Annotated in this window: 19 protein-coding genes and 1 pseudogene; 18 read left to right on the forward strand and 2 right to left on the reverse strand. The window is 49.3% G+C overall.

All coding sequences use genetic code 11. The features are described from left to right. Together AC6ESO_RS26685 and AC6ESO_RS26690 are read left to right on the forward strand one after the other, a co-directional pair. Positions 1–954: an ROK family protein gene (locus AC6ESO_RS26685; RefSeq protein ID WP_497094044.1), complete on the forward strand. Its 954-nt coding sequence runs from the start codon at positions 1–3 to the stop codon at positions 952–954. A 42-nt stretch (positions 955–996) separates the two neighbouring features. Next, on the forward strand, positions 997–1,374 hold the full coding sequence (locus AC6ESO_RS26690) for a nuclear transport factor 2 family protein (protein WP_497094045.1): 378 nt from the start codon (positions 997–999) through the stop codon (positions 1,372–1,374). A 60-nt stretch (positions 1,375–1,434) separates the two neighbouring features. Here the strand turns inward: AC6ESO_RS26690 and AC6ESO_RS26695 are convergent, their stop codons facing one another. Beyond that, a complete protein-coding gene (locus AC6ESO_RS26695; RefSeq protein ID WP_497094046.1) occupies positions 1,435–2,946 on the reverse strand; it encodes a peptidase G2 autoproteolytic cleavage domain-containing protein in 1,512 nt (503 codons plus the stop codon). Positions 2,947–3,118: 172 nt separating this feature from the next. Here AC6ESO_RS26695 and AC6ESO_RS26700 point away from each other — a divergent pair, with 172 nt between their 5' ends. The 10 genes from AC6ESO_RS26700 to AC6ESO_RS26745 all read left to right on the forward strand — a co-directional run bounded on the left by AC6ESO_RS26700 (position 3,119) and on the right by AC6ESO_RS26745 (position 12,288). Continuing rightward, positions 3,119–3,781, forward strand: coding sequence for a formylglycine-generating enzyme family protein (locus AC6ESO_RS26700; RefSeq protein ID WP_497094142.1), 663 nt, complete (start codon positions 3,119–3,121; stop codon positions 3,779–3,781). 201 nt (positions 3,782–3,982) lie between these two features. Further along, complete coding sequence (locus AC6ESO_RS26705; RefSeq protein WP_497094047.1) at positions 3,983–4,879, forward strand: phosphotransferase; 897 nt, start codon at positions 3,983–3,985, stop codon at positions 4,877–4,879. Between the two features lie 16 nt (positions 4,880–4,895). Continuing rightward, positions 4,896–5,612, forward strand: coding sequence for a hypothetical protein (locus AC6ESO_RS26710; RefSeq protein ID WP_497094048.1), 717 nt, complete (start codon positions 4,896–4,898; stop codon positions 5,610–5,612). A 154-nt stretch (positions 5,613–5,766) separates the two neighbouring features. After that, positions 5,767–6,570 (forward strand): class I SAM-dependent methyltransferase, encoded by an 804-nt coding sequence (locus AC6ESO_RS26715; RefSeq protein WP_497094049.1) that lies wholly within the window; start codon positions 5,767–5,769, stop codon positions 6,568–6,570. A 137-nt stretch (positions 6,571–6,707) separates the two neighbouring features. Then, the gene (locus AC6ESO_RS26720) at positions 6,708–7,247 is read left to right on the forward strand and encodes a sigma-70 family RNA polymerase sigma factor (RefSeq protein ID WP_497094050.1); all 540 of its coding nucleotides are present in this window, start codon (positions 6,708–6,710) and stop codon (positions 7,245–7,247) included. Next, entirely contained in the window at positions 7,240–8,580 is a 1,341-nt protein-coding gene (locus AC6ESO_RS26725; protein ID WP_497094051.1) for a DUF4179 domain-containing protein, read from the forward strand. The genes AC6ESO_RS26720 and AC6ESO_RS26725 overlap by 8 nt, the downstream gene beginning before the upstream one ends. 116 nt (positions 8,581–8,696) lie before the next feature. Continuing rightward, positions 8,697–10,286: a stalk domain-containing protein gene (locus AC6ESO_RS26730; RefSeq protein ID WP_497094052.1), complete on the forward strand. Its 1,590-nt coding sequence runs from the start codon at positions 8,697–8,699 to the stop codon at positions 10,284–10,286. Between the two features lie 30 nt (positions 10,287–10,316). After that, positions 10,317–11,234 carry an aminoglycoside phosphotransferase family protein gene (locus AC6ESO_RS26735; protein ID WP_497094053.1) on the forward strand — a complete coding sequence of 306 codons (918 nt, stop codon included), beginning with the start codon at positions 10,317–10,319 and terminating at the stop codon, positions 11,232–11,234. A gap of 41 nt (positions 11,235–11,275) precedes the next feature. After that, a complete protein-coding gene (locus AC6ESO_RS26740) occupies positions 11,276–11,764 on the forward strand; it encodes a phosphotransferase enzyme family protein (RefSeq protein WP_497094054.1) in 489 nt (162 codons plus the stop codon). Continuing rightward, positions 11,686–12,288 carry a phosphotransferase enzyme family protein gene (locus tag AC6ESO_RS26745; RefSeq protein WP_497094055.1) on the forward strand — a complete coding sequence of 201 codons (603 nt, stop codon included), beginning with the start codon at positions 11,686–11,688 and terminating at the stop codon, positions 12,286–12,288. The genes AC6ESO_RS26740 and AC6ESO_RS26745 overlap by 79 nt, the downstream gene beginning before the upstream one ends. A 77-nt stretch (positions 12,289–12,365) precedes the next feature. Here the strand turns inward: AC6ESO_RS26745 and AC6ESO_RS26750 are convergent, their stop codons facing one another. Next, the gene (locus tag AC6ESO_RS26750) at positions 12,366–13,232 is read right to left on the reverse strand and encodes an immunoglobulin-like domain-containing protein (RefSeq protein WP_497094056.1); all 867 of its coding nucleotides are present in this window, start codon (positions 13,230–13,232) and stop codon (positions 12,366–12,368) included. Between the two features lie 170 nt (positions 13,233–13,402). Here AC6ESO_RS26750 and AC6ESO_RS26755 point away from each other — a divergent pair, with 170 nt between their 5' ends. From AC6ESO_RS26755 to AC6ESO_RS26780, 6 genes and pseudogenes are all read left to right on the forward strand, one after another. Then, positions 13,403–15,004 carry a copper amine oxidase N-terminal domain-containing protein gene (locus tag AC6ESO_RS26755; protein ID WP_497094057.1) on the forward strand — a complete coding sequence of 534 codons (1,602 nt, stop codon included), beginning with the start codon at positions 13,403–13,405 and terminating at the stop codon, positions 15,002–15,004. 439 nt (positions 15,005–15,443) lie between these two features. Beyond that, positions 15,444–15,623: pseudogene (locus tag AC6ESO_RS26760) on the forward strand (VanW family protein); the annotation flags it as partial. A 270-nt stretch (positions 15,624–15,893) separates the two neighbouring features. Continuing rightward, positions 15,894–16,163 carry a hypothetical protein gene (locus tag AC6ESO_RS26765; protein WP_497094058.1) on the forward strand — a complete coding sequence of 90 codons (270 nt, stop codon included), beginning with the start codon at positions 15,894–15,896 and terminating at the stop codon, positions 16,161–16,163. Positions 16,164–16,239: 76 nt separating this feature from the next. Next, the gene (locus AC6ESO_RS26770) at positions 16,240–16,743 is read left to right on the forward strand and encodes a hypothetical protein (protein ID WP_497094059.1); all 504 of its coding nucleotides are present in this window, start codon (positions 16,240–16,242) and stop codon (positions 16,741–16,743) included. Continuing rightward, on the forward strand, positions 16,740–17,399 hold the full coding sequence (locus AC6ESO_RS26775; RefSeq protein WP_497094060.1) for a hypothetical protein: 660 nt from the start codon (positions 16,740–16,742) through the stop codon (positions 17,397–17,399). The genes AC6ESO_RS26770 and AC6ESO_RS26775 overlap by 4 nt, the downstream gene beginning before the upstream one ends. A 91-nt stretch (positions 17,400–17,490) precedes the next feature. Beyond that, on the forward strand, positions 17,491–18,222 hold the full coding sequence (locus AC6ESO_RS26780) for an AAA family ATPase (protein ID WP_497094061.1): 732 nt from the start codon (positions 17,491–17,493) through the stop codon (positions 18,220–18,222). Positions 18,223–18,253 lie beyond the last annotated feature (31 nt).

The following is an 18,253-nucleotide window of genomic DNA, read 5'->3' on the forward strand; positions in this document are numbered from 1 at the left end:
ATGAACCCAGGCGTTATTCTGGCTTTTGATGTTGGCGGTACGCAAATTAAAGCGGCGGTCATGCGTGACGGCTCCATAATTGAGCAGACGATTGGGCAATATGAGGCAAAATCGGATTTGGGAGCGAATGCGATCCTGGCGCATTTCGTTGCGATTGTGCAGGATATGTTGAAGCGAGGCGGACTGGATGGGGAGCCGATTACCGGCTTCGGGCTCGCATTCCCCGGCCCTTTCGATTACGAGAACGGGATCTGCCTGATCCGAGGATTAGGCAAATTCGAGTCGTTGTACGGCCTTTCCGTAGGGACGCTGCTCGAAGCGGCGATGCGCGCGGATGATCGTCTGCGGGGTCGGCTGGCGCCGCAGTTCCGCATTGCTTTCGAGAACGACGCGGCATTGTTTGGTCTTGGGGAATTGGCTGGCTCAAAGGAGGTTCGAGTAGAGCGGGATACGCCATTGGAGCCGGACAGAGCGGTATGCCTCACAATTGGCACCGGCCTTGGCTCCTGTTTCTTAGAAGACGGAGGTTTGGTAAAGCATCGCTCAGATGTGCCGGATAACGGCTGGCTGTACCAGACGCCTTATCGCGACGGAATCGCCGATCAATATATCTCGAAGAGCGGCGTGCTGCGGCTTGCCGAGGAACTCGGCCTCGAACTCGGCAGTAGAGATGTGCGTGAACTGGCTGAAGCCGCGTTTCGCGGAAGTAAGCCTGAGATTGAACTGTTCGAAGCGTTCGGCGAGCGGATGGCGATGATTTTGGGACCGGCGCTGCGACAATTCGACCCGGACGTCATTGTCCTCGGCGGTCAAATCTCGAAGAGTGCCAGCTTGTTTATCGGGGCTTTCCAAGCGGGGCTGGCAGAACAGCAGCTGAAGGCACAAGTGCGTATCAGCCGAGATACGTTCTCGAGTACGTTTCGAGGAATTTATGAATTTGTAATGGTAAAATGAAAGAAGAGCGTCGGCCTGAAAAACATTGAAAGGATGATTGCCATGCATACGGAACCACTTAAAGAGAAGGCTGTGTCATTTTTACGGCTGGTTGCTTCGGGGAAAGTACGCGAGGCCTACGAGAGTTATGTAGGAGCTGATTTCCGTCATCACAATGCCTACTTCCGCGGCGATGCGGAATCGCTCATGCTGGCGATGGAAGAAAACGCGACTTTGAATCCTCATAAGACCCTTGATGTCAAACGCACCATCGAAGAAGGGGATTGCGTCATGGTCTATTCCCACGTGAGACAGAAGCCTGGAGACCTCGGAGCTGCCGTAGTCCACATCTTCCGCTTCGAGGACGGCCGCATCGTCGAATTGTGGGATTTAGGGCAGGCCATACCAGCGCAATCCATTAATGAGAACGGCATGTTCTAACCGGAACAGATAATCGAACAAGAAAAAACCGCCAAAGGCGGTTTTTTTATGTCCAAATAACTAATAACGCTTGCCCAGCAACACTAAGATTTGATTAGGGCGAGTTCTTCTCAGCACATAGTACCCTTCGTCCGCGAGCGTGGCGATTCCATTATCGTTCGGCAGGCACAATCCGCCAGGTTGGCAAGAACCATCATCTCGTACAAGCAATTTCCCCACCATGCCTACAGCTACCCACTCCGGCCGGTTTAACCGAGGCACATAGTCTTGAAGCGGGTTCCATTCGGGATTCAAGATAGGCTGCCTATCTGTGCGACCGGGCGCAAGCAGCTGTCCCGAGTCGTCCCGCCGTTCCGGAATCTGTACATCCTGATAAAGGGTTCGTCCCCACTCATCCGTCATGAATTTGCGATGCCAGCCTAGGTCGGCGCTATCGGATAGAAAAGCAGGCTTGCCGCTGGTAATGCCTACAATGTAGGGATCCGCAGAAGTAGCTATGCGCACCTTATCTTCAACCAAGGCGAGGAAATAGCCCGGTTCGATGGGTTGTCCGTCATAGATTTCGAACATTTCGGCATAGTCAGCAGCAGGACTGCTCATCGTTCCGTCGATTTTCACATTGCCATTACTTAGAATCTTCGCTGCTATTCCCGGCGCACCCTCACTCGTTCCATTAGCCAGATACCACGAGTAGGACAGCTCGTTGGCTGAGCCGAATTGCCCCATAATGTGTACCCCGTCAAGCAGGTTTGTAGATGTATTCAGTCCTTCAGCGTGCGAAAATAATCCGTCGGCAATCGTATTCACGCCTTGAGCATGCGAGGAGAAACCGCTTGCCGTCGTCACGGCTCCCTCTGCGTGCGCCGATTGGCCGCTTGCCATGCTTTGGTTTCCTTCGGCATGCGAGACATCGCCGCTTGCAACTGTGCGCTGTCCTTCCGCATGTGCGAAGATACCGCTAGCCAGGTTCAAGTTTCCTTCCACATGCGATGCTCTGCCGCTTGCGGTGCTGCTTTCGCCTTCGGCATGCGCGCATTGTCCGGTAGCGAACGTTTCTAGTCCTTCGGCGTGAGAATCTAAGCCGGAAGCCTGGGTCAACTCCCCTTCGGCATGCGCATTCATCCCACTAGCCAGCGTATTCATCCCTTCCGCATGCGAGCGGTCGCCGATGGCTTGCGCCACTTCCCCTTCCGCATGCGCATAGATGCCGAATGAAATCGAACCGCCGCCTTCCGCGTGCGAGGCAGGACCAATCGCATTCGTGGCGTAGCCTTCCGCGTGAGCGGCGAATCCGCTTGCAATGGCTAGAAAACCTTCCGCATGCGAAGCCTCATTGGAGGCATCTGTTTCTCTGCCTTCGGCATGCGAATAGATCCCCTCTGCGAGCGAGCTTCCGCCCTCCGCATGCGAGGCAGGTCCTTGAGCCGTATTTGCATAGCCTTCCGCGTGAGCGGCAAAACCGCTCGCCGTTGATTGGAAGCCTTCTACATGAGAGGCGTCTGCGCTTGCCAGCGTATCTGAACCTTCAGCCTCGGAGCATGTCCCCGTTGCTTGGGCATTACATGGTGCCATGTTGCAACATCTCCTTTTGTAAGACATAATGATGGTGAATCTATTTCCATATTATTACATGCGAGAGATTATGATTGGATGCTAGAATCCTTTTTCTGAACCGATAAGAAATGAGTCTCCGTGGGAGGAAAGCAATGTGTCAAAAGATAGATGGAGCAATGTTGAGCTTACGATGGTGGAGATCCCCAGGGGAGAAGTTGAGCTAAGGGACGACCGTGTGAAAAGCAAATGGAAAACGGCGGTGAATGGGTTTCTGCTTGCTCGATATCCGGTAACGGTGGGGCTGTATGGCGCGATTACAGGTGCTGCTGCTCCTTCGGACAGTGATCCGAGGTGGCCGGTAGTGAATGTCTCTTGGATGGATGCCGTGAAGTTCTGCAACCTGCTGTCGGAGAGAGAGGGGCTGCAGGCTTGTTACTCCATTCGTTCTGATAATGTGGATTGCGACTGGGAAGCGGACGGCTATCGTCTTCCCACGGAAGCGGAGTGGCAGTATGCATGTAAAGCCGGCACTACTGGTTACCGATACGGTGAGCTTGATCAGATCGCTTGGTATGAAGAGAATTCTGGCGGAATCGTCCATGAGGCAGGTGGGAAGGAACCGAACGCGTGGGGATTATACGATATGCTTGGTAATGTGTGGGAGTGGTGCTGGGATCTCTATGATGAGGAAGTGTATGGCACTTATCGGATTTTTCGAGGTGGGAGCTGGGCCGAAGAGGCTAGGGGCTGTGGGGCAACCTGCCGCCGCCGCAGTCACCCGACCTTTTGCATCGATGATCTTGGGTTTCGGTTGGCGCGGTCAATGGTGAGACAGCATGCTAACGAATCCTAGAGGTCTTATTTCAACAAAAAGACGGTGGTTGAAAGTCTAACGAATCCTGGAGGTCTTATGTGGTGTTAAATGGCTCTTTTTCGTATCATTCCTCCGCAATAAGACCTCTACAGTTCGTTAGAATCGAGAACTTGCGAATTAGGCACGAATAAGACCTGTAGGATTCGTTAGCACGATAATGCAAAGGGGAGTGTTCCAGCTATGACTACGGATTCTCAGCTTCAGCAGCTCTTTGAGAAACCGATTGAACAAATAACAGCGCTCGATCCTGGTTATTCCGGGCATGCGAGCGATGTCTGGCTGGTGAAGACCGCATCGGAGGAATGTGTCGTACGTTCATCCAGATGGAAGGAAGCACCTACCCATGAGTTTTGGTGGGGGTGTTATGATCTGTTTGGAATTGATCCCAGACGAATGCATCACTTCATAGCGAATGCTGCAATGCTCCGTACGATTGCAGATATTCCGGCGCCGCGAATTCTGAAGCAAGAGATCATCGAGGGCAGAGAATATCTTGTCGTTGAGAAGATGAGCGGTCAGACACTCCGGTCGTTCACCATGCAATCTGATACGCTCCTGCATCAGTTAGGCGTCTGGTTGGCTCGAGTGCATGCGCAGCGGTGCGACTATTTTGGCAACCTTGCCGGTGACCCAATTGGACGGCTGGAATTCTTCCATACTCGCATGGCTCACACCATAAAGCAGCTCGTCGAGCGCGATTATGCGAATGATAACAAGATAGCAGGGAAACTCAACGCCATTCTTGAGGAGCTTGACGTTCTTCCGGTACCTGCTCACTTTTGCCCTATTTTTATAGATCTAGATTCGTCGCAGTTCCTCATGCAAGAGGGGATGTTATCCGCAGTCGTGGATGTTGAAGCTTATGCGGTTGGTCCTCGTGAGCTTGATTTTGTCGGATTGGAATATGTGCTCGATGAACGCTCTGCTGCTTCCTTCCTCGAAGGTTATTCGACGATTCTGCCCCCTCCGGATTTAACGCACTATCGCCCCGTCTATCGGTATTTCTATCGGCTGCTGGGCGTGCAAGGTTCTGTGGATTTGGATCTATGGCTCGCGCAGCGGGCGTTATTTCAGTGAAACGGAGAATCGATTCATGAAGAAAAAGAAGAAAATCCGAGATTTGATTTATGTCAGCCAAATGCATCCGAATAACTGCTTCTATTCGTATGGGATTGAATTTCATGAGTTTATGATCGGTGTGACGCCTAGACCGGAGAACCTAATTCTGCTCCAACATCATTTTTCGAATGCGCAATGGAATCCTCATTCTCGATTTGATTATGTGACTCGGGAAGAGCTTGATGAGCTGATCGAGGATGATGTTTACGGCTATGGGGATTTTTGCTGGGTGGATTTTGCGCAAGAAGAGGATTTGGATGCATTAAACAACACTCAAATTGCGGAATTATTGTTTTTCGGGCATCTCGCTAGACCGTTGCATCAATTGCCAAAGGTGAGATTTGCGTATTATGCTCATGATGATGGTTGGTTCAACAAGCTCTATGTAACGGACGAGCACGATTATGAAATACTTCTGGCCAACGTTATTGTAGATAAGCTGCGAAAGCTGACGGGAAGGAAGTTTGGGGCTGTTCCGAAGGAAGTATCAGCAGCACTATTGGAGTTTACCCGAGATGGATTATTCATTGACTTATCCAAAGCGATCAAGAAAACAGCCGAATATAAGATTCCACTTGCAACGGTTGGTCATTACACGGATATGGACAAAGTCTATGGCTTACGTGATGTGGTTAGTGATAATAAAGTTTGGTTGGTCTATGCCAAGAAGGCTTGGAAACTCATAGAATAACATCCCGAAAGACTCCAATCTCCAATCAGGAGGAAAAGCTATGAGCGAACAATTAGCAGATCTCATTGTCAATGAAGTGGTGCAAATCTCTATTATCAGCCGCCTGTTGCGGACTCGTTCCAATTGAGTTTGTTCGACGACGAGGAGTGTTCTTATGGATGACGTTGAGATTGTTCGAAGGTTCTACGATGAGACGGTGCAGTATGAATGGGATCGGCTCGATCGCCACAAGGTTGAGTTCGAGCTTAGCAAACGTTATATGAATCGCTACATCAAACCAGGTGACAAAGTGCTCGATCTCGGCGGAGGACCGGGCAGGTACTCGCTTCATCTCTCGGCGCATGGCTGCGAAGTGACGCTGGCAGATCTCTCGCCTAACAATGTGAACTTTGCGTTGCATAAAGCGAAGGAACTCGGGCTACCGCTTAAGGGGTTATGCGTGGATAGCCGGGACTTATCGAGTATTGCGGATGAGCCATTTGATCATGTGCTCTGCATGGGACCGATGTATCATCTGAAAGAAGAGAAGGACCGGGCTGCTACAATTCAGGAATGCTTGAAGAAGCTAAAGCCAAACGGAATTCTATTCGTATCCTTTGTCTCATCTTATTCATTTGTGTGGGACTACCTGATCCGCAATCCGGCATTGATCCTATCTGCCGATCGCCAGTCTGAGCTTCATACGATGATTGAGGATGCGAATTTTGCCGGACATGGATTCACGGACAACTATTACATTCGTCCCCGAGATGTAGCACCCTTCTTTGAAGCTTTCCAACTAGAGAAGCTGCACGTGCTTAACTGCGAAAGCTTCCTATACATGCGGGAGCCGGAGCTTCTTACGCAACCGCCCGAGGTGGTATCGGCGTGGCTCGACTTGGCGGAGCAAGTATGTGAACGCGAGGAGCTATTGAGTTTAGCTGAACATTTCATGTACATTGGTAGAAAGTCCGAATAGATGCTCGTTACCAGGAAGGCTGCCGGTTAGGCGGCCTTTTTGATATTCGAGCACACATTTTTTTAATGAACGAAAACCGTTTGACGTTCTGCAGAGTCTAACAAGTAGAAGAAGCACAATGGCAGGAGAGGAATCGCATGGATGATGAATTGCTGGCTCTTGCAGCTAAACGCGGAGACGATGCGGCCTTCTACAGCCTCATTACGCAGCACAAGGATAAAATGTACCGGATTGCCTATTCGTACTTAAAGAATGAGAACGATGCGCTTGAAGCCATACAAGAAGTGACCTGCCGGGCTTACATGCAGCTACACAAATTGAAGGAACCGGGCTATTTTGGCAGCTGGCTGATTCGCATTCTGATGAACTATTGCGCGGACGAGACCAAGAGGCGGGCTCGTCGGAATGAGAAACGGCAGGTGGCAGCCAGTGCTGAAGAGCAGCAGGTGGCGAGCGGTGAATCTGCTTTGCTGGAGAAGGTCATGCTCGAATCGGCGGTGGAACGGCTGGATGCCAACTATCGGACCGTCATTGAGCTGAAATATTATCATGATCTGACGATCACCGAAATTGCGAGAACGTTAAGGAAGCCGGAAGGTACGATAAAAACATGGCTGCACAAAGCACTCGGCGGGTTGCGGCAGCGGCTGGAGAAGGACGGTGAACCTCATGAATGATTTTCGCGATTCGTACGAACAGGATTGGCCTCAGTTAGAGGCAATGAAGGAACAGATCAATCAGATTGTAGTTCCTTCGACTGTCGATGAGAGAATTAGGAATGGCATGCGGCTTGCAAGGCAACGCAGAAGGCGCCGCACAGTAACTAGATTCGCTTCTTATACAGCATGCCTACTGCTTCTGATAACGGTAGCTTCAGTCCGCTTCTCGCCTGTTGTTGCTGCCTATGTTGGCGATTTGCCTGGACTTCGGCCACTTGTTGAGCTTATTAATCATGACAAAGGGCTGGAGCTTGCCTTAGAAAATGATTTTATGCAGCCGGTAGGCCTGTCCGAAGAGCATGATGGCATCAAGGTGACCGTGGATGGCGTACTTGCAGATGAATCGCGGGTTATCGTCTTCTACACCCTGAACAACATGGACGGACGGAAGCGAGTCGTTAATGTTCAGCGGATTAATCTGCTGAATGGCAAAGAGTTCAGCAGCTCGCATGGTTCCTCGGATTTCAGCGAGGAGTGGGTAAGCAAGAAAGGCACGATCGATTTTAATTTTCAAGAGGGAGCAGAGGTTCCCGATATCCTCAACCTGGAGCTGAAGGTCGGTAAGGACGAGAAAACAGCCATTGGTGAGGTTTGGAAATTTGCAATTCCAGTGGATAAGGCGAAGTTTGAAGGCTTAAAAGAAACCTATGCTATCAATAAGACGGTTACCGTCGAAGGTCAGCATATCACCTTTGGGAAAATGACCGTTTACCCGACCCGGATTGGGCTGGAGGTCGCTTATGATCCGGCCAACACGAAGAAGTTGTTCTACTTTGACGATATACGGATTGAAGATGAGCGCGGTGAAACGTTCGGGACCATTACTAATGGCGTATCCGGTTCAACCATAACCGAGAATCGGCAAGTGCTCTACTTCCAGAGCAACTATTTCCGTAAGCCGCACCGGCTCTACTTACGGGCGAACAGTATTCGGGCATTGGACAAAAACAAGCTGGAGATTAAAGTGGATCTTGATCATAAGAAATTGCTCGCGAGTCCCGATGATCATCTTACCTTAAGTGATGTCGGCACCAGCAAGGAGGATGGTCAGAGCATAATTGTCTTAAAACTGAAGAATGACAACCCGCTTGATGAGAACCGTCAATACAACATTTTAGACATGAGATTCAAGGATGCATCCGGCAAAACCTTTGAGTCGCATATGACGGGATCTTCCGGCGACGAGTTTCAGTATTTTATCAAGAAGGCGAATTATCAAGGCCCGCTGACGCTCACCATCGTCGACTATCCAACTCGAATTCATGGCGACATTGACCTGAGAATTAAATAGACCATCGACTAGACTGCCAATTGGCAGTCTTTTCAGTAGTTCAGTAACCTTTTTGCAGAGTAAACGTCTATGATCTATGAAGATATCCTAATTAATGGTTCCGAGGTGGAGTGGAAATGAGACATTCTCGTTTACTAAAGTTGATCGTGCTGTTAGGTATGGCTAGTTTGCTGATTCCATTAGGCGTATCGGCGGAAAATTCACGGGAGCAATCCATGACCATTGAAGGAAAAGTGCTCTCGAATGTCAAACAGGTTGCTTCAGGATATGCAAGTACGCTGGCCCTGAAGACTGACGGGACTGTCTGGACCTGGGGAGCCAACCTGACGACGCGTCTGACAACGACCGCCGTTCAAGTGCCGGAATTAACGGATGTAGATTCTATTAGACTTTCTTCTACTTACGGGGATACGGGCGTTGCCGTGAAGAAGGATGGGACAGCGTGGATGTTTGGCCAATTACGATACGGCACTTACGATGGGGTAACCTATTCGTCAGCCCATTCGGAATTCACGAGAATTCCGAAAGAAATCGAAGGACTGCGCGATGTGAAAGATGTTCAATTAGGCTATGACGCTGCGCTGGCTCTGAAGAAGGACGGAACGGTCTGGGCTTGGGGAAGCAACGAGTACGGAGAATTGGGTACTGGCAAAGCGAAGTCCCTAGCTGCACCGGCTCAAGTAGCGGGTTTGCCTGCGATAGCGTCCATACATATAGAAGGTAATGCAGCGTTCGCCATCGATAAGCGTGGCAAGCTTTGGTTCTGGGGCTCGCCTTATTGGTATTATAGCCAGACCGGTAATCAAGCTGTAATTACGAAACCGAGGTTATTCGAGAAGCTTGATCCTATTAAGGCAATTATAGGTTCAGGAGGATCTACCCTATTGCTGCGTTCGGACGGCACCGTGTGGTCCTTTGGAGATAACTATGGCGGTATGCTGGGTAGAAACAGGGATCCGTTGGAGGGGCCGCTCCATCTGGAACGGATTCCGGAGCTTCAATCGATAGAGGAGCTATCATGCTCGTATTTGCAATGTTTGGCGCTTGATCAGCTTGACCATGTGTGGGTATGGGGTAATAACTCTTACCGCCAAATCGGAGACGGCCTGCAGCCGCATAGGTTCAATCATCCCGTAATGCTGGAGCGCCAGCAGGCAGAGAAGGTTGTCAGCGGTTTTCGAACTTCTTTTCTCATTAAGAAGGATGGTACTTTGTGGGGGGCGGGCTTAAACGGCGATGGTCAGATTGGCCGCGGGCTATTAGGTTTAGGGGGAGGAGAGGAAGGCTTCGGCGTTCCGCCTTACTCGTATGAACCGTACTCATGGGGAACATTCTCTGTTGCCAAATATGAACCTGTCTTGGAAGCGCCTCGCGTGCTGGTGAATGGGGAGCAGATTGTCATGTGGTCGATGCAGATTGATGGGAGCGTTTATGCTTCTGTCAGAGGGATTATGGAAGCGATGGGGTATCGAATGACGTGGAGCCCAGTGGACAAAATAGCGGTTGCTCTAAAAGATGGCAAGGAGTTCTCCTTTCATTTGGAAGAAACGGGGGGCATCTATGTGAATGGGCAGTCTGTCGCTATTGGCAAAGAAGTATACAATGTAAGAGGGGAAATGCTTGCACCTGTCCGCGAGCTTGGTTCGGCATTCGGTTGGACTACGGTATGGGACCCCGAGCATGATACGATCCGAGTATCGGAGTAGAAGCGAGCTGAGCGGAGGAGAAGCCTAACAATGAGCAAGCATTATCCATTCCGGCAAAATGAAATCGATCAAATCGTGAAGCAGTTTGGGCAATTGTTCTATGAGAAGGTATTGAGGGATCTCGACACCTTCGCGGATCGATGGGCGCTGAGCGCGCTTCAGCTTATTCCTTCCTATTCTGCAAACCTGGTATTTATATGTGAATCGGCGCAGTTCGGGAGTTCTGTACTGAAGATAGGCAGAATTTCCTCCGTAGAGATAAGTACGGAATATAACGCGTTGCTCCAATATGATGGCAGACGGTTCTGCAACGTGTATGAAGCGGATGTGGTTCGAAGCGTGTTGCTAGAAGCATGCGTCAAACCAGGGAATCCGCTGAGGGAAGTGACTTCGCTTACGGCAAGATTGGACGTATTCAGTTCGCTGTTCAACGACCTACACCTAACGGCTGCTAACACAGAGCTGTATCCAACTTACGTAGATTGGGTAAATAGAATAACCGAGTACATGGGCAAGCGGCAAGATTGCAGTGAATTAGCAGCGTATATGAAGAAAGCTGAAGAGATCTGCTTATCGGTGTCCGCGGTGTATAATGGGCAGATGCTGCTGCACGGTGATTTCCACCACGATAATATTTTGCTTGGGCAGGATGGCAGCTATCGAATCATTGATCCGAAGGGCGTAATCGGTGATCCTGTATTTGACGTTCCGCGCTTTATATTAAATGAATTTGACGATGATTATTCGGAGGCAGGTTATGCCAAAATCAGCGAGATAATCGCCGTGTTCGAGAGGAAGCTGGGCATACCGGGCGCGATCTTAAAACAATGCCTCTTCGTCGAGACGGCAATGAGCTCATGCTGGAGCATGGAGGATGGGGCAACGGCTGAAGAATATCGGGAGCTGCTCAAACCGGTTGCTTTTGCCGAATCGATTATGAATCGTTGATTGCTTACTTGGATGCGAGTTCAGGTTAGGGGGAATTAGATATGGAACATGCCATTACGGACCTCTTCCATCGTCATGGCGTCCTTGCCAGTGCCGTGGAGCGATATGGACTTAGCAGCGAAGAGGTTACTTCTATAGGTGGATTTCAAAACTTTGTGTACGAGTACCAGCGAAATGGACGTACTTATATTCTGCGAATAACGCCGGGAAGCCGTCGTACGGTTGGTGCGGTAAAGGCAGAGCTGGCGTGGATTCAGTATTTGGTGAGCCACGGCATTTCAGCGTCGCTGCCGATTCCATCCGTGGCCGGTGAATGGACCGAAGTAATCGTGACGGCGGAATTGTTCTTTACCGCGGTTTCTTTCGAGAAAGCGCCGGGGCAGAAGGTGAATTATCCGGCGTGTCTGGATGACGACAAGTATATGAGTCTCTTGGTCGAATCACGGGTCAAATGCATGCTTTATCAAAGCTGTATAAACCCGAGGACAGCAGCATTCGCAGATTGGCATGGCATCAGAATGATTACTTGAAGGATATCGATATTCTTCCCCCGTCCCATCAGCGCGTGAAAGAGAATTACAACCTGATGGCGGATCGGCTGAACGAGTTGCCAACGGATCCTGATGCTTTTGGACTTATTCATGGGGATATGGGAGTCGGTAATTTTACTGTGGATAGCGAAGAGAAGATCACGCTCTTTGATTTCGACGAAGCGCAGTACAGCTGGTTTGTGGAAGATATCGCGATCCAGTTATACTATCTGGTTTATGTCTATGGAGACGATGGCGGACGGGAGCAGAGGGAGAATCAAGCACGCCGTTTCATGCGATCTTTTCTGAAAGGTTATAGGCTCGAAAACACGTTAAGCAACGAGGCTTTGAAGCAAATTCCGTTATTCCTAATGTTGAGAGAGTTGATTGTCTATATCGGGGCGTTCCGCAACTATGATGGGGATGAATCGTTCAGCAGCTCGGATAATCAGTGGTTTAAGGATTGGATTGCACAGAGTAAGGCGAGATTGGAGAATAACATCGCTATCGTGGATATTTGGTAGTTAAGTTTAATCGATATCCGACAGCCTTCTTCGAGTACGTCGTTCAATAATCCAGTTCTGAAGAGCTGTCGGATTGGCTAGTGGATTTCAAAATCAGCAGCTAATATGGCTCTTATATCCGTATTGGCAGCGCCAAAGGTTTTCACTACGCGGTATTTCCCCGGCGGAAGTTTCTGTGGAAATTTTACCGTCTCGGTATAGGTATGGTCGGGCGGAGTTTCAATGCCAATCGCATCAACAGCCGAATCATCCGGCACCATCGTCCATCCCTCAGGTTGATCGCGGTAGATCGTGTAACCGTAGCCCAAATTCAGGTCAGTCGGCCCCGCGTTATAGAGTTTTAATTCCGTGCGGTCGGCTCCCTGTAAAGGGGGATCAATAGTAAGTCGCGCATTCAGTTCATGGGCCGGAACATAGAATGGTGCTAACAAAGTATCCTCCACCACTCCCTTAGCGTTGAGCGCCTCTAAGCTCAGCAAGTAATTCGTGTTGGGCTGATCAGGCAGCTTATAGGAGAAGTTAAATTGATCCTCTTTGATATTGCTGCGATCAGCGACAATTTCAGTCAGCAGTTTATCCCGGTTGCCGTCCTGATCCCGGCTGGTAATCTGATAGCGAACCGAAATTTGCTTTGGAATCCGGACAAGTCCAATTCCTGCATCGCCCCCCGCTTGAGCCATATCGTTAGGGTAAGACGTGAGCATATTGAATCCATAATCCCCTTTAAACCATTTCTCGGTTCTGGCTCCATAATCTGTTGCGGCAGCTAATGCTTGCAGCCGATTGAGTTTGGAGGAAACGCTGGCCGACTCAGGGTTTCCAATCGTATCCTTGAGACCAGCAACAGTAGAATCAACAGTTCCTTGAATGAAATCCCCCTCTGGTTTACTTCCGCAAGCTGTCAAAATAACTCCGAAAAGCAACATGAATACTACGATTCGCACTAGCAACACCTCCTCTAGTTATGACGCATAATATCCAGTATTTGTTACGGTTAGCGACTGAGCAATCGATCGGCAAATGAATTATCCATTATTAGGTATTTGCCGCAACATTTCTCAGCAGCGGTCGTCTAATGGTCATCCGGTTAACTATTAAACAGGAGGATGATCCCTTGCTTCTAATTAAAAGATTACTTACCTCTCTAGCTACGATTACTTTAGTTATATCGATGCTGTTAAGCATCCCGATGTCAGCTTCAGCAGAAGATAATTCCGGAGCTGTTGATACCTCCAATGCGAGCGGAATCAAGGTCATGATGAACGGCCGCATGTACGAGTCGAACTCTGCTCCGCTCGTTGCCAGAGGCAATGTGTACTTATCCGTACGCGATATGGGCCAGCTGCTCGGAACGATTGTGTCCTGGAATGCCGCAGCCAAGGTTGTGTCCATGAAATACCCGGAGCTCTCCGTTAAATTGAGTTATGGTTCTAAGCAGGCAACCGTTAATGACCATCAAGTCGCATTAACGGCGCCTCTTATCAACTTGAAGGGACGCGTTTACGCTCCGCTTCGGTTCTTCTCTGAAGCTACCAAGGCCGAGGTCGTGTGGGACGAAAAGAACAAAACAGTCCGAATTACACGCAAGGATACATACCTCAAAGTAGGGGTTGGGAGTCCAATATGGTATAACCGTGAAACAAGCGACATCTATACGGCGCGAGATGAGCAGTACCCTGTCGTCCTCATCGGTAAGTTAGATGGCATGCTTGTGGGCAATATCTCGGTGAGCATGGGTGGAATAGGCGGTTTAACAAGCATACTTACATTCGTGGACCAACATGTAGATGAGGAGCATCACGTTCTATATGATGCGTATAACTTGTTTATCCAGAACAGTAAAATTGTGATCCAGAAGAAGGCAACCTACGTGCAGCGCTATGAGTCGAATACGAATTATTTTCAAGTGTACAGACCGGATGGCTGGCTCCAGCGTTCTGTTCTGACAGATGGCAAAATCGTGACCGTATTCGATGAACAAGGCAAAGAGATAAACAACTATGAACTGCCTGCGCTTGTCGGCAAAGATGGGGTGTACTCCGTGCTAGCAGTCGGCGAGGACTATTTGGTCGTTCGGCCGAATCTTACCGGACTTCTGACATTAATAGATCTGAAAGACCATACCGCCGCCGCGTTGGCCGATAAGCTGCTGACTGGGGAAGAGCGGACTTACGCCTTGAACAACAAAGTTCCGTACAGCGTCGATGGGTTGAAATATGCCGGCGATATGGGCCACGGGTCGCTGGATTTCCTGTACTACAGTCCCTTGGATAAGACGAATCGCACCGTTCGATTAACCTATGATCGGCCTTCTTACGAGGAGGAACGGAATAACTTGCCGAAGCCCAAATCACTCAGCGAATTGGCAGCTGTCTGCAGTCCCGAAACCGTGGCGTCCGTAAATCTACAGGACGGGGATCTTACCTACGTTCCGCTGAACAGTTCCAACAAGGCTGACCACGAATCGATTAACAAAGTCTGCCGCATGCTGAAGAAGTTTGTTAAGAGCGGCGTCGAGGAAGCTGCTTCCACTGCTGAAGTGGAGACCTTTTTTCACGGGATGTCGATCAGTTTCGCTGACGGGAGCCTCATACAAGTTCAAGAAGCGGGGCAGGACAGACTGTCCATAGCATTAGGACGGGGGAAACAGCTGATCCTGGACGATCTAGAGGCTTATAAGGATTTCAAGCATCTGAAAATTCTTCCGCCGAGGTAGAGGGTTGAATGTCGTTCTGCGGGCAGGTCGCGGATGCTGAGAGTGCGAAAAACGAACTCTTAGCTCTGAAAACACACCAAAATGAAGCTGAGAGTTCGGAAATCGAACTCTCAGAAAGCAAACCAACCGTGATCTCCTGGCTCTGGATGCTGAGAGTGCGAAAAACGAACTTTCAGCCCCGAAAACACATCGAAAAGAGGCTGAGAGTCTGGAAATTGAACTCTCAGCTAAAGCAGGGCGTTAAGTTCATTCATTCAATCGCTCAATCGATAGACTGCCGGACGAATTTGGTCGGCAGTCTATTCGTATTGCAACTTTTTGTTGCGGCGGACGTCTTAATTAAGTGTAAAAATATAGAAGTTGAGATCATATAAGGAAGGTGCAGTGTAGATGAAACCCATTCAGAGATCTAGGCTGCGGCTTATGATGGGGACTGCTTTACAAACCACTGTATGTATACGAAATCTATGAGAAGGAGCACCGTATCGAGCAACAGTTTTGGGGTGGTTACGTTCGGCGTAACGTGCTTCATCGGCGTGTCTATAATCAAGAGTGTGAAATGATAAACGATGAGTATATCACCGAGAATCACGCACTCATGATGTACGCGCCTTTATGAACAGAACCGGCATCTGACGGATAAGACGGAGGTAAGGGAATGAACAGAAATGGGATCTATTTAGTAGCGAGCATCGTGTGCATCATACTCCCCATACTCGGTGTTTCGTATGTCATATGGGACTTTTATCAGCCCAAGACCGGTCCGGTTGGAGACGGTAAACTTCATGTTCATTTCTATCAATGGATCCCCTTCATTTCCACTTTTCTTATTGGGGTCCTGAATTTACCTAGAGCGATTAGGCTGAATCGAAGGGGGCCCAAACGTTAAATGGCGAGCATCGGCTTACTAGTTGTAACGGTATTGGTGGTCATTGTTACACTGCTGTTTGTCGCGGGGGTCATGTTGGATTTTATCAGGCCGAGTGTTCTTCAAGTGCAGCTGTTAGGCATTCAATTAACGCTGATCGGAATTTTATTCGTTTTAGCTTTCGGCGAGTCAACAGGTTATGGCGTGACCATTGGCATGATCGGACTGCTTATAGGTGTGTTCGGTTCATTTCGAGATACGGTGGATGTGACTAATAGTAGCGGCAGGTGATGGTGTGAAAAGGCTATGCCTCTTATTCCTGGTGATGCTCTTCTGCGCGGGATGTACGGAGACAGAAGAAGACAAGATGGATAAGTTATTTGTGAAAATGTCCAATCCGGAATCATACGAATTCCTTTACCAAGAGGAAGTACCACAAGGAAGGATACTTCTGTATAAAGATGAAACAGGTTTCAGGCATGCGTTCTACTCCAATGAACAAGGGTATTGGAATAGTAGTGGGAATGTAGAGGTGAATCCTGTAGAAGGGTTCAACTGGGGAATGACGAATGATCCGCATATCCCTAAGTTCACTATGGCAGGGGTCATTACGGATAACGATATACAGAGCGTATTGGTAAAGCAGCTAACCGTAAGCCAAGAGGCAAAAATCATCACGACCTCACAAGGTCGATACTGGTTTGCTTACTTCGATAATCTGGAAGCCCCTCCTGTAAATGGACCGGATCCGCTCAAAATTGAAGCCTACGGTGCGGACGGTCAAATCCTATGGAAAACGGGCATTTACGATGGACAGTTGTTCTCGGGCAGGGTAAGTAATGAAGAGGCAGGCGGGGAGAGCAATCCATGAGAAAATGGTTAGTTGGAATCGTAATCAGCTGTGTGCTTGTTGTTGGAGCGGGCGTAATCGTTGCATCGCAGCAGACAGAAATCATAGTAGCCAGAGTTTATGGGTATGGCACATCTCCCGAAGGGAACAGCATCTCAATCAGTCCCTATGGCGATCGGATGATACCTTGCAGTTACGAGCAGCTGGGTACGGTAGGTGACGATTCCTATATCAATGTTTCGTATTCCGTCGTTTACGAGCAGAACAGATGGTTTAACAGCCACCCGCACATTGTGAAAATCCTTAGATTCGATAGACCTTTTCCAGACAAACAAAACGCGCAAGTCCATGGTTTCTATTACCGGCTAGTGGACGAATCGCTCGAAGCGATAAATGAGGATACTTCCGTATTCACCAGATTGGTTGAGAAACGTGAGGACTACAATAACCTTGCTGACCTAGTTCCGCAATCCATTGTTATTCCTCATGCGAATGACATGAAGCAGGCACGGCAGTGGGTGGAGCAGCAGCATCCGGAGTTTCTGCAGCTGATGGATCATACGGTAGTCGAAGCATCGGTACGAAGTAGTTGGAAGCGGGACGATTATAAGCAGGTGTATAGCAGTGCATCACCTGAGGGATATTCGGCTGAGGATTTCATTAGCGGTACGTCTTAGCCAGATCGCTTTGTGGAGGGCAACATGAGGGCCATGTCTGGCTGCAAAGCTTGAATGAATGAATGAATGAATGGTATTGGAGTTGAAGTCAATGTATCTGCGCAGTCTCGAACTGATTAGGAATGAAGAAACAGATTCGAAGCGTTATCCGTTCTCGATACCTGCATTGCGGTATTTGAAGTCATTGTCTTTCCGGACAAACGTGACCTTTCTCGTAGGGGAAAACGGTTCGGGGAAATCCACGCTTCTGGAAGCGATCGCGTTTCAATGTGGATTTAACACGGCCGGTGGTGGACGGAACAACAACTATGATGTGGATGCCTCGCATTCTATTCTTGGGGAACATATTCGACTGTCGTGGATGCCGAAGATTACGAACGGCTTCTTCCTGCGAGCAGAAACGTTCTATCAATTCGCCTCTCACATCGATTCGATGCCGGATAGTTTCGGTCCTTACGGAGGTCGTTCTTTGCATAAGCAGTCACATGGTGAAGCGTTCTTGTCGCTGTTCCAGCATCGGTTTGGCAAGAAGGCGATCTATCTGCTCGATGAGCCGGAGGCAGCGTTATCGCCTGCAAGGCAGCTGGCTTTGATGCGGGTCATTAAGGATTTGGAGGAGGATGCTCAGTTCATTATCGCGACGCACTCCCCGATTCTACTCGGTTATCCGGATGCGCAGATCGTGAACTTCGATGTACATCCCATTGAGGAAATCAGGTATGAGGATACGCTGCATTACATCCTTACAAGGCGGTTTCTAGAGAATAGAAAGACGGTTCTGGATGAGTTGTTCGAGGATTCGGATGAAGATTACGACGAGTGATCCTGCTCTTGGGGCAAAGTTAAGGACTGCC

It is taken from the genome of Paenibacillus rhizoryzae, assembly GCF_059686995.1.

Bases quoted from the DNA above. Each gene is read 5' to 3' on its own strand.
- AC6ESO_RS26685 (WP_497094044.1), top strand. From the start codon at position 1: ATGAACCCAGGCGTTATTCTGGCTTTTGATGTTGGCGGTACGCAAATT.
- AC6ESO_RS26690 (WP_497094045.1), top strand. From the start codon at position 997: ATGCATACGGAACCACTTAAAGAGAAGGCTGTGTCATTTTTACGGCTG.
- AC6ESO_RS26695 (WP_497094046.1), bottom strand. From the start codon at position 2,946: ATGGCACCATGTAATGCCCAAGCAACGGGGACATGCTCCGAGGCTGAA.
- AC6ESO_RS26700 (WP_497094142.1), top strand. From the start codon at position 3,119: ATGGTGGAGATCCCCAGGGGAGAAGTTGAGCTAAGGGACGACCGTGTG.
- AC6ESO_RS26705 (WP_497094047.1), top strand. From the start codon at position 3,983: ATGACTACGGATTCTCAGCTTCAGCAGCTCTTTGAGAAACCGATTGAA.
- AC6ESO_RS26710 (WP_497094048.1), top strand. From the start codon at position 4,896: ATGAAGAAAAAGAAGAAAATCCGAGATTTGATTTATGTCAGCCAAATG.
- AC6ESO_RS26715 (WP_497094049.1), top strand. From the start codon at position 5,767: ATGGATGACGTTGAGATTGTTCGAAGGTTCTACGATGAGACGGTGCAG.
- AC6ESO_RS26720 (WP_497094050.1), top strand. From the start codon at position 6,708: ATGGATGATGAATTGCTGGCTCTTGCAGCTAAACGCGGAGACGATGCG.
- AC6ESO_RS26725 (WP_497094051.1), top strand. From the start codon at position 7,240: ATGAATGATTTTCGCGATTCGTACGAACAGGATTGGCCTCAGTTAGAG.
- AC6ESO_RS26730 (WP_497094052.1), top strand. From the start codon at position 8,697: ATGAGACATTCTCGTTTACTAAAGTTGATCGTGCTGTTAGGTATGGCT.
- AC6ESO_RS26735 (WP_497094053.1), top strand. From the start codon at position 10,317: ATGAGCAAGCATTATCCATTCCGGCAAAATGAAATCGATCAAATCGTG.
- AC6ESO_RS26740 (WP_497094054.1), top strand. From the start codon at position 11,276: ATGGAACATGCCATTACGGACCTCTTCCATCGTCATGGCGTCCTTGCC.
- AC6ESO_RS26745 (WP_497094055.1), top strand. From the start codon at position 11,686: ATGCATGCTTTATCAAAGCTGTATAAACCCGAGGACAGCAGCATTCGC.
- AC6ESO_RS26765 (WP_497094058.1), top strand. From the start codon at position 15,894: ATGGCGAGCATCGGCTTACTAGTTGTAACGGTATTGGTGGTCATTGTT.
- AC6ESO_RS26770 (WP_497094059.1), top strand. From the start codon at position 16,240: ATGGATAAGTTATTTGTGAAAATGTCCAATCCGGAATCATACGAATTC.
- AC6ESO_RS26775 (WP_497094060.1), top strand. From the start codon at position 16,740: ATGAGAAAATGGTTAGTTGGAATCGTAATCAGCTGTGTGCTTGTTGTT.
- AC6ESO_RS26780 (WP_497094061.1), top strand. From the start codon at position 17,491: ATGTATCTGCGCAGTCTCGAACTGATTAGGAATGAAGAAACAGATTCG.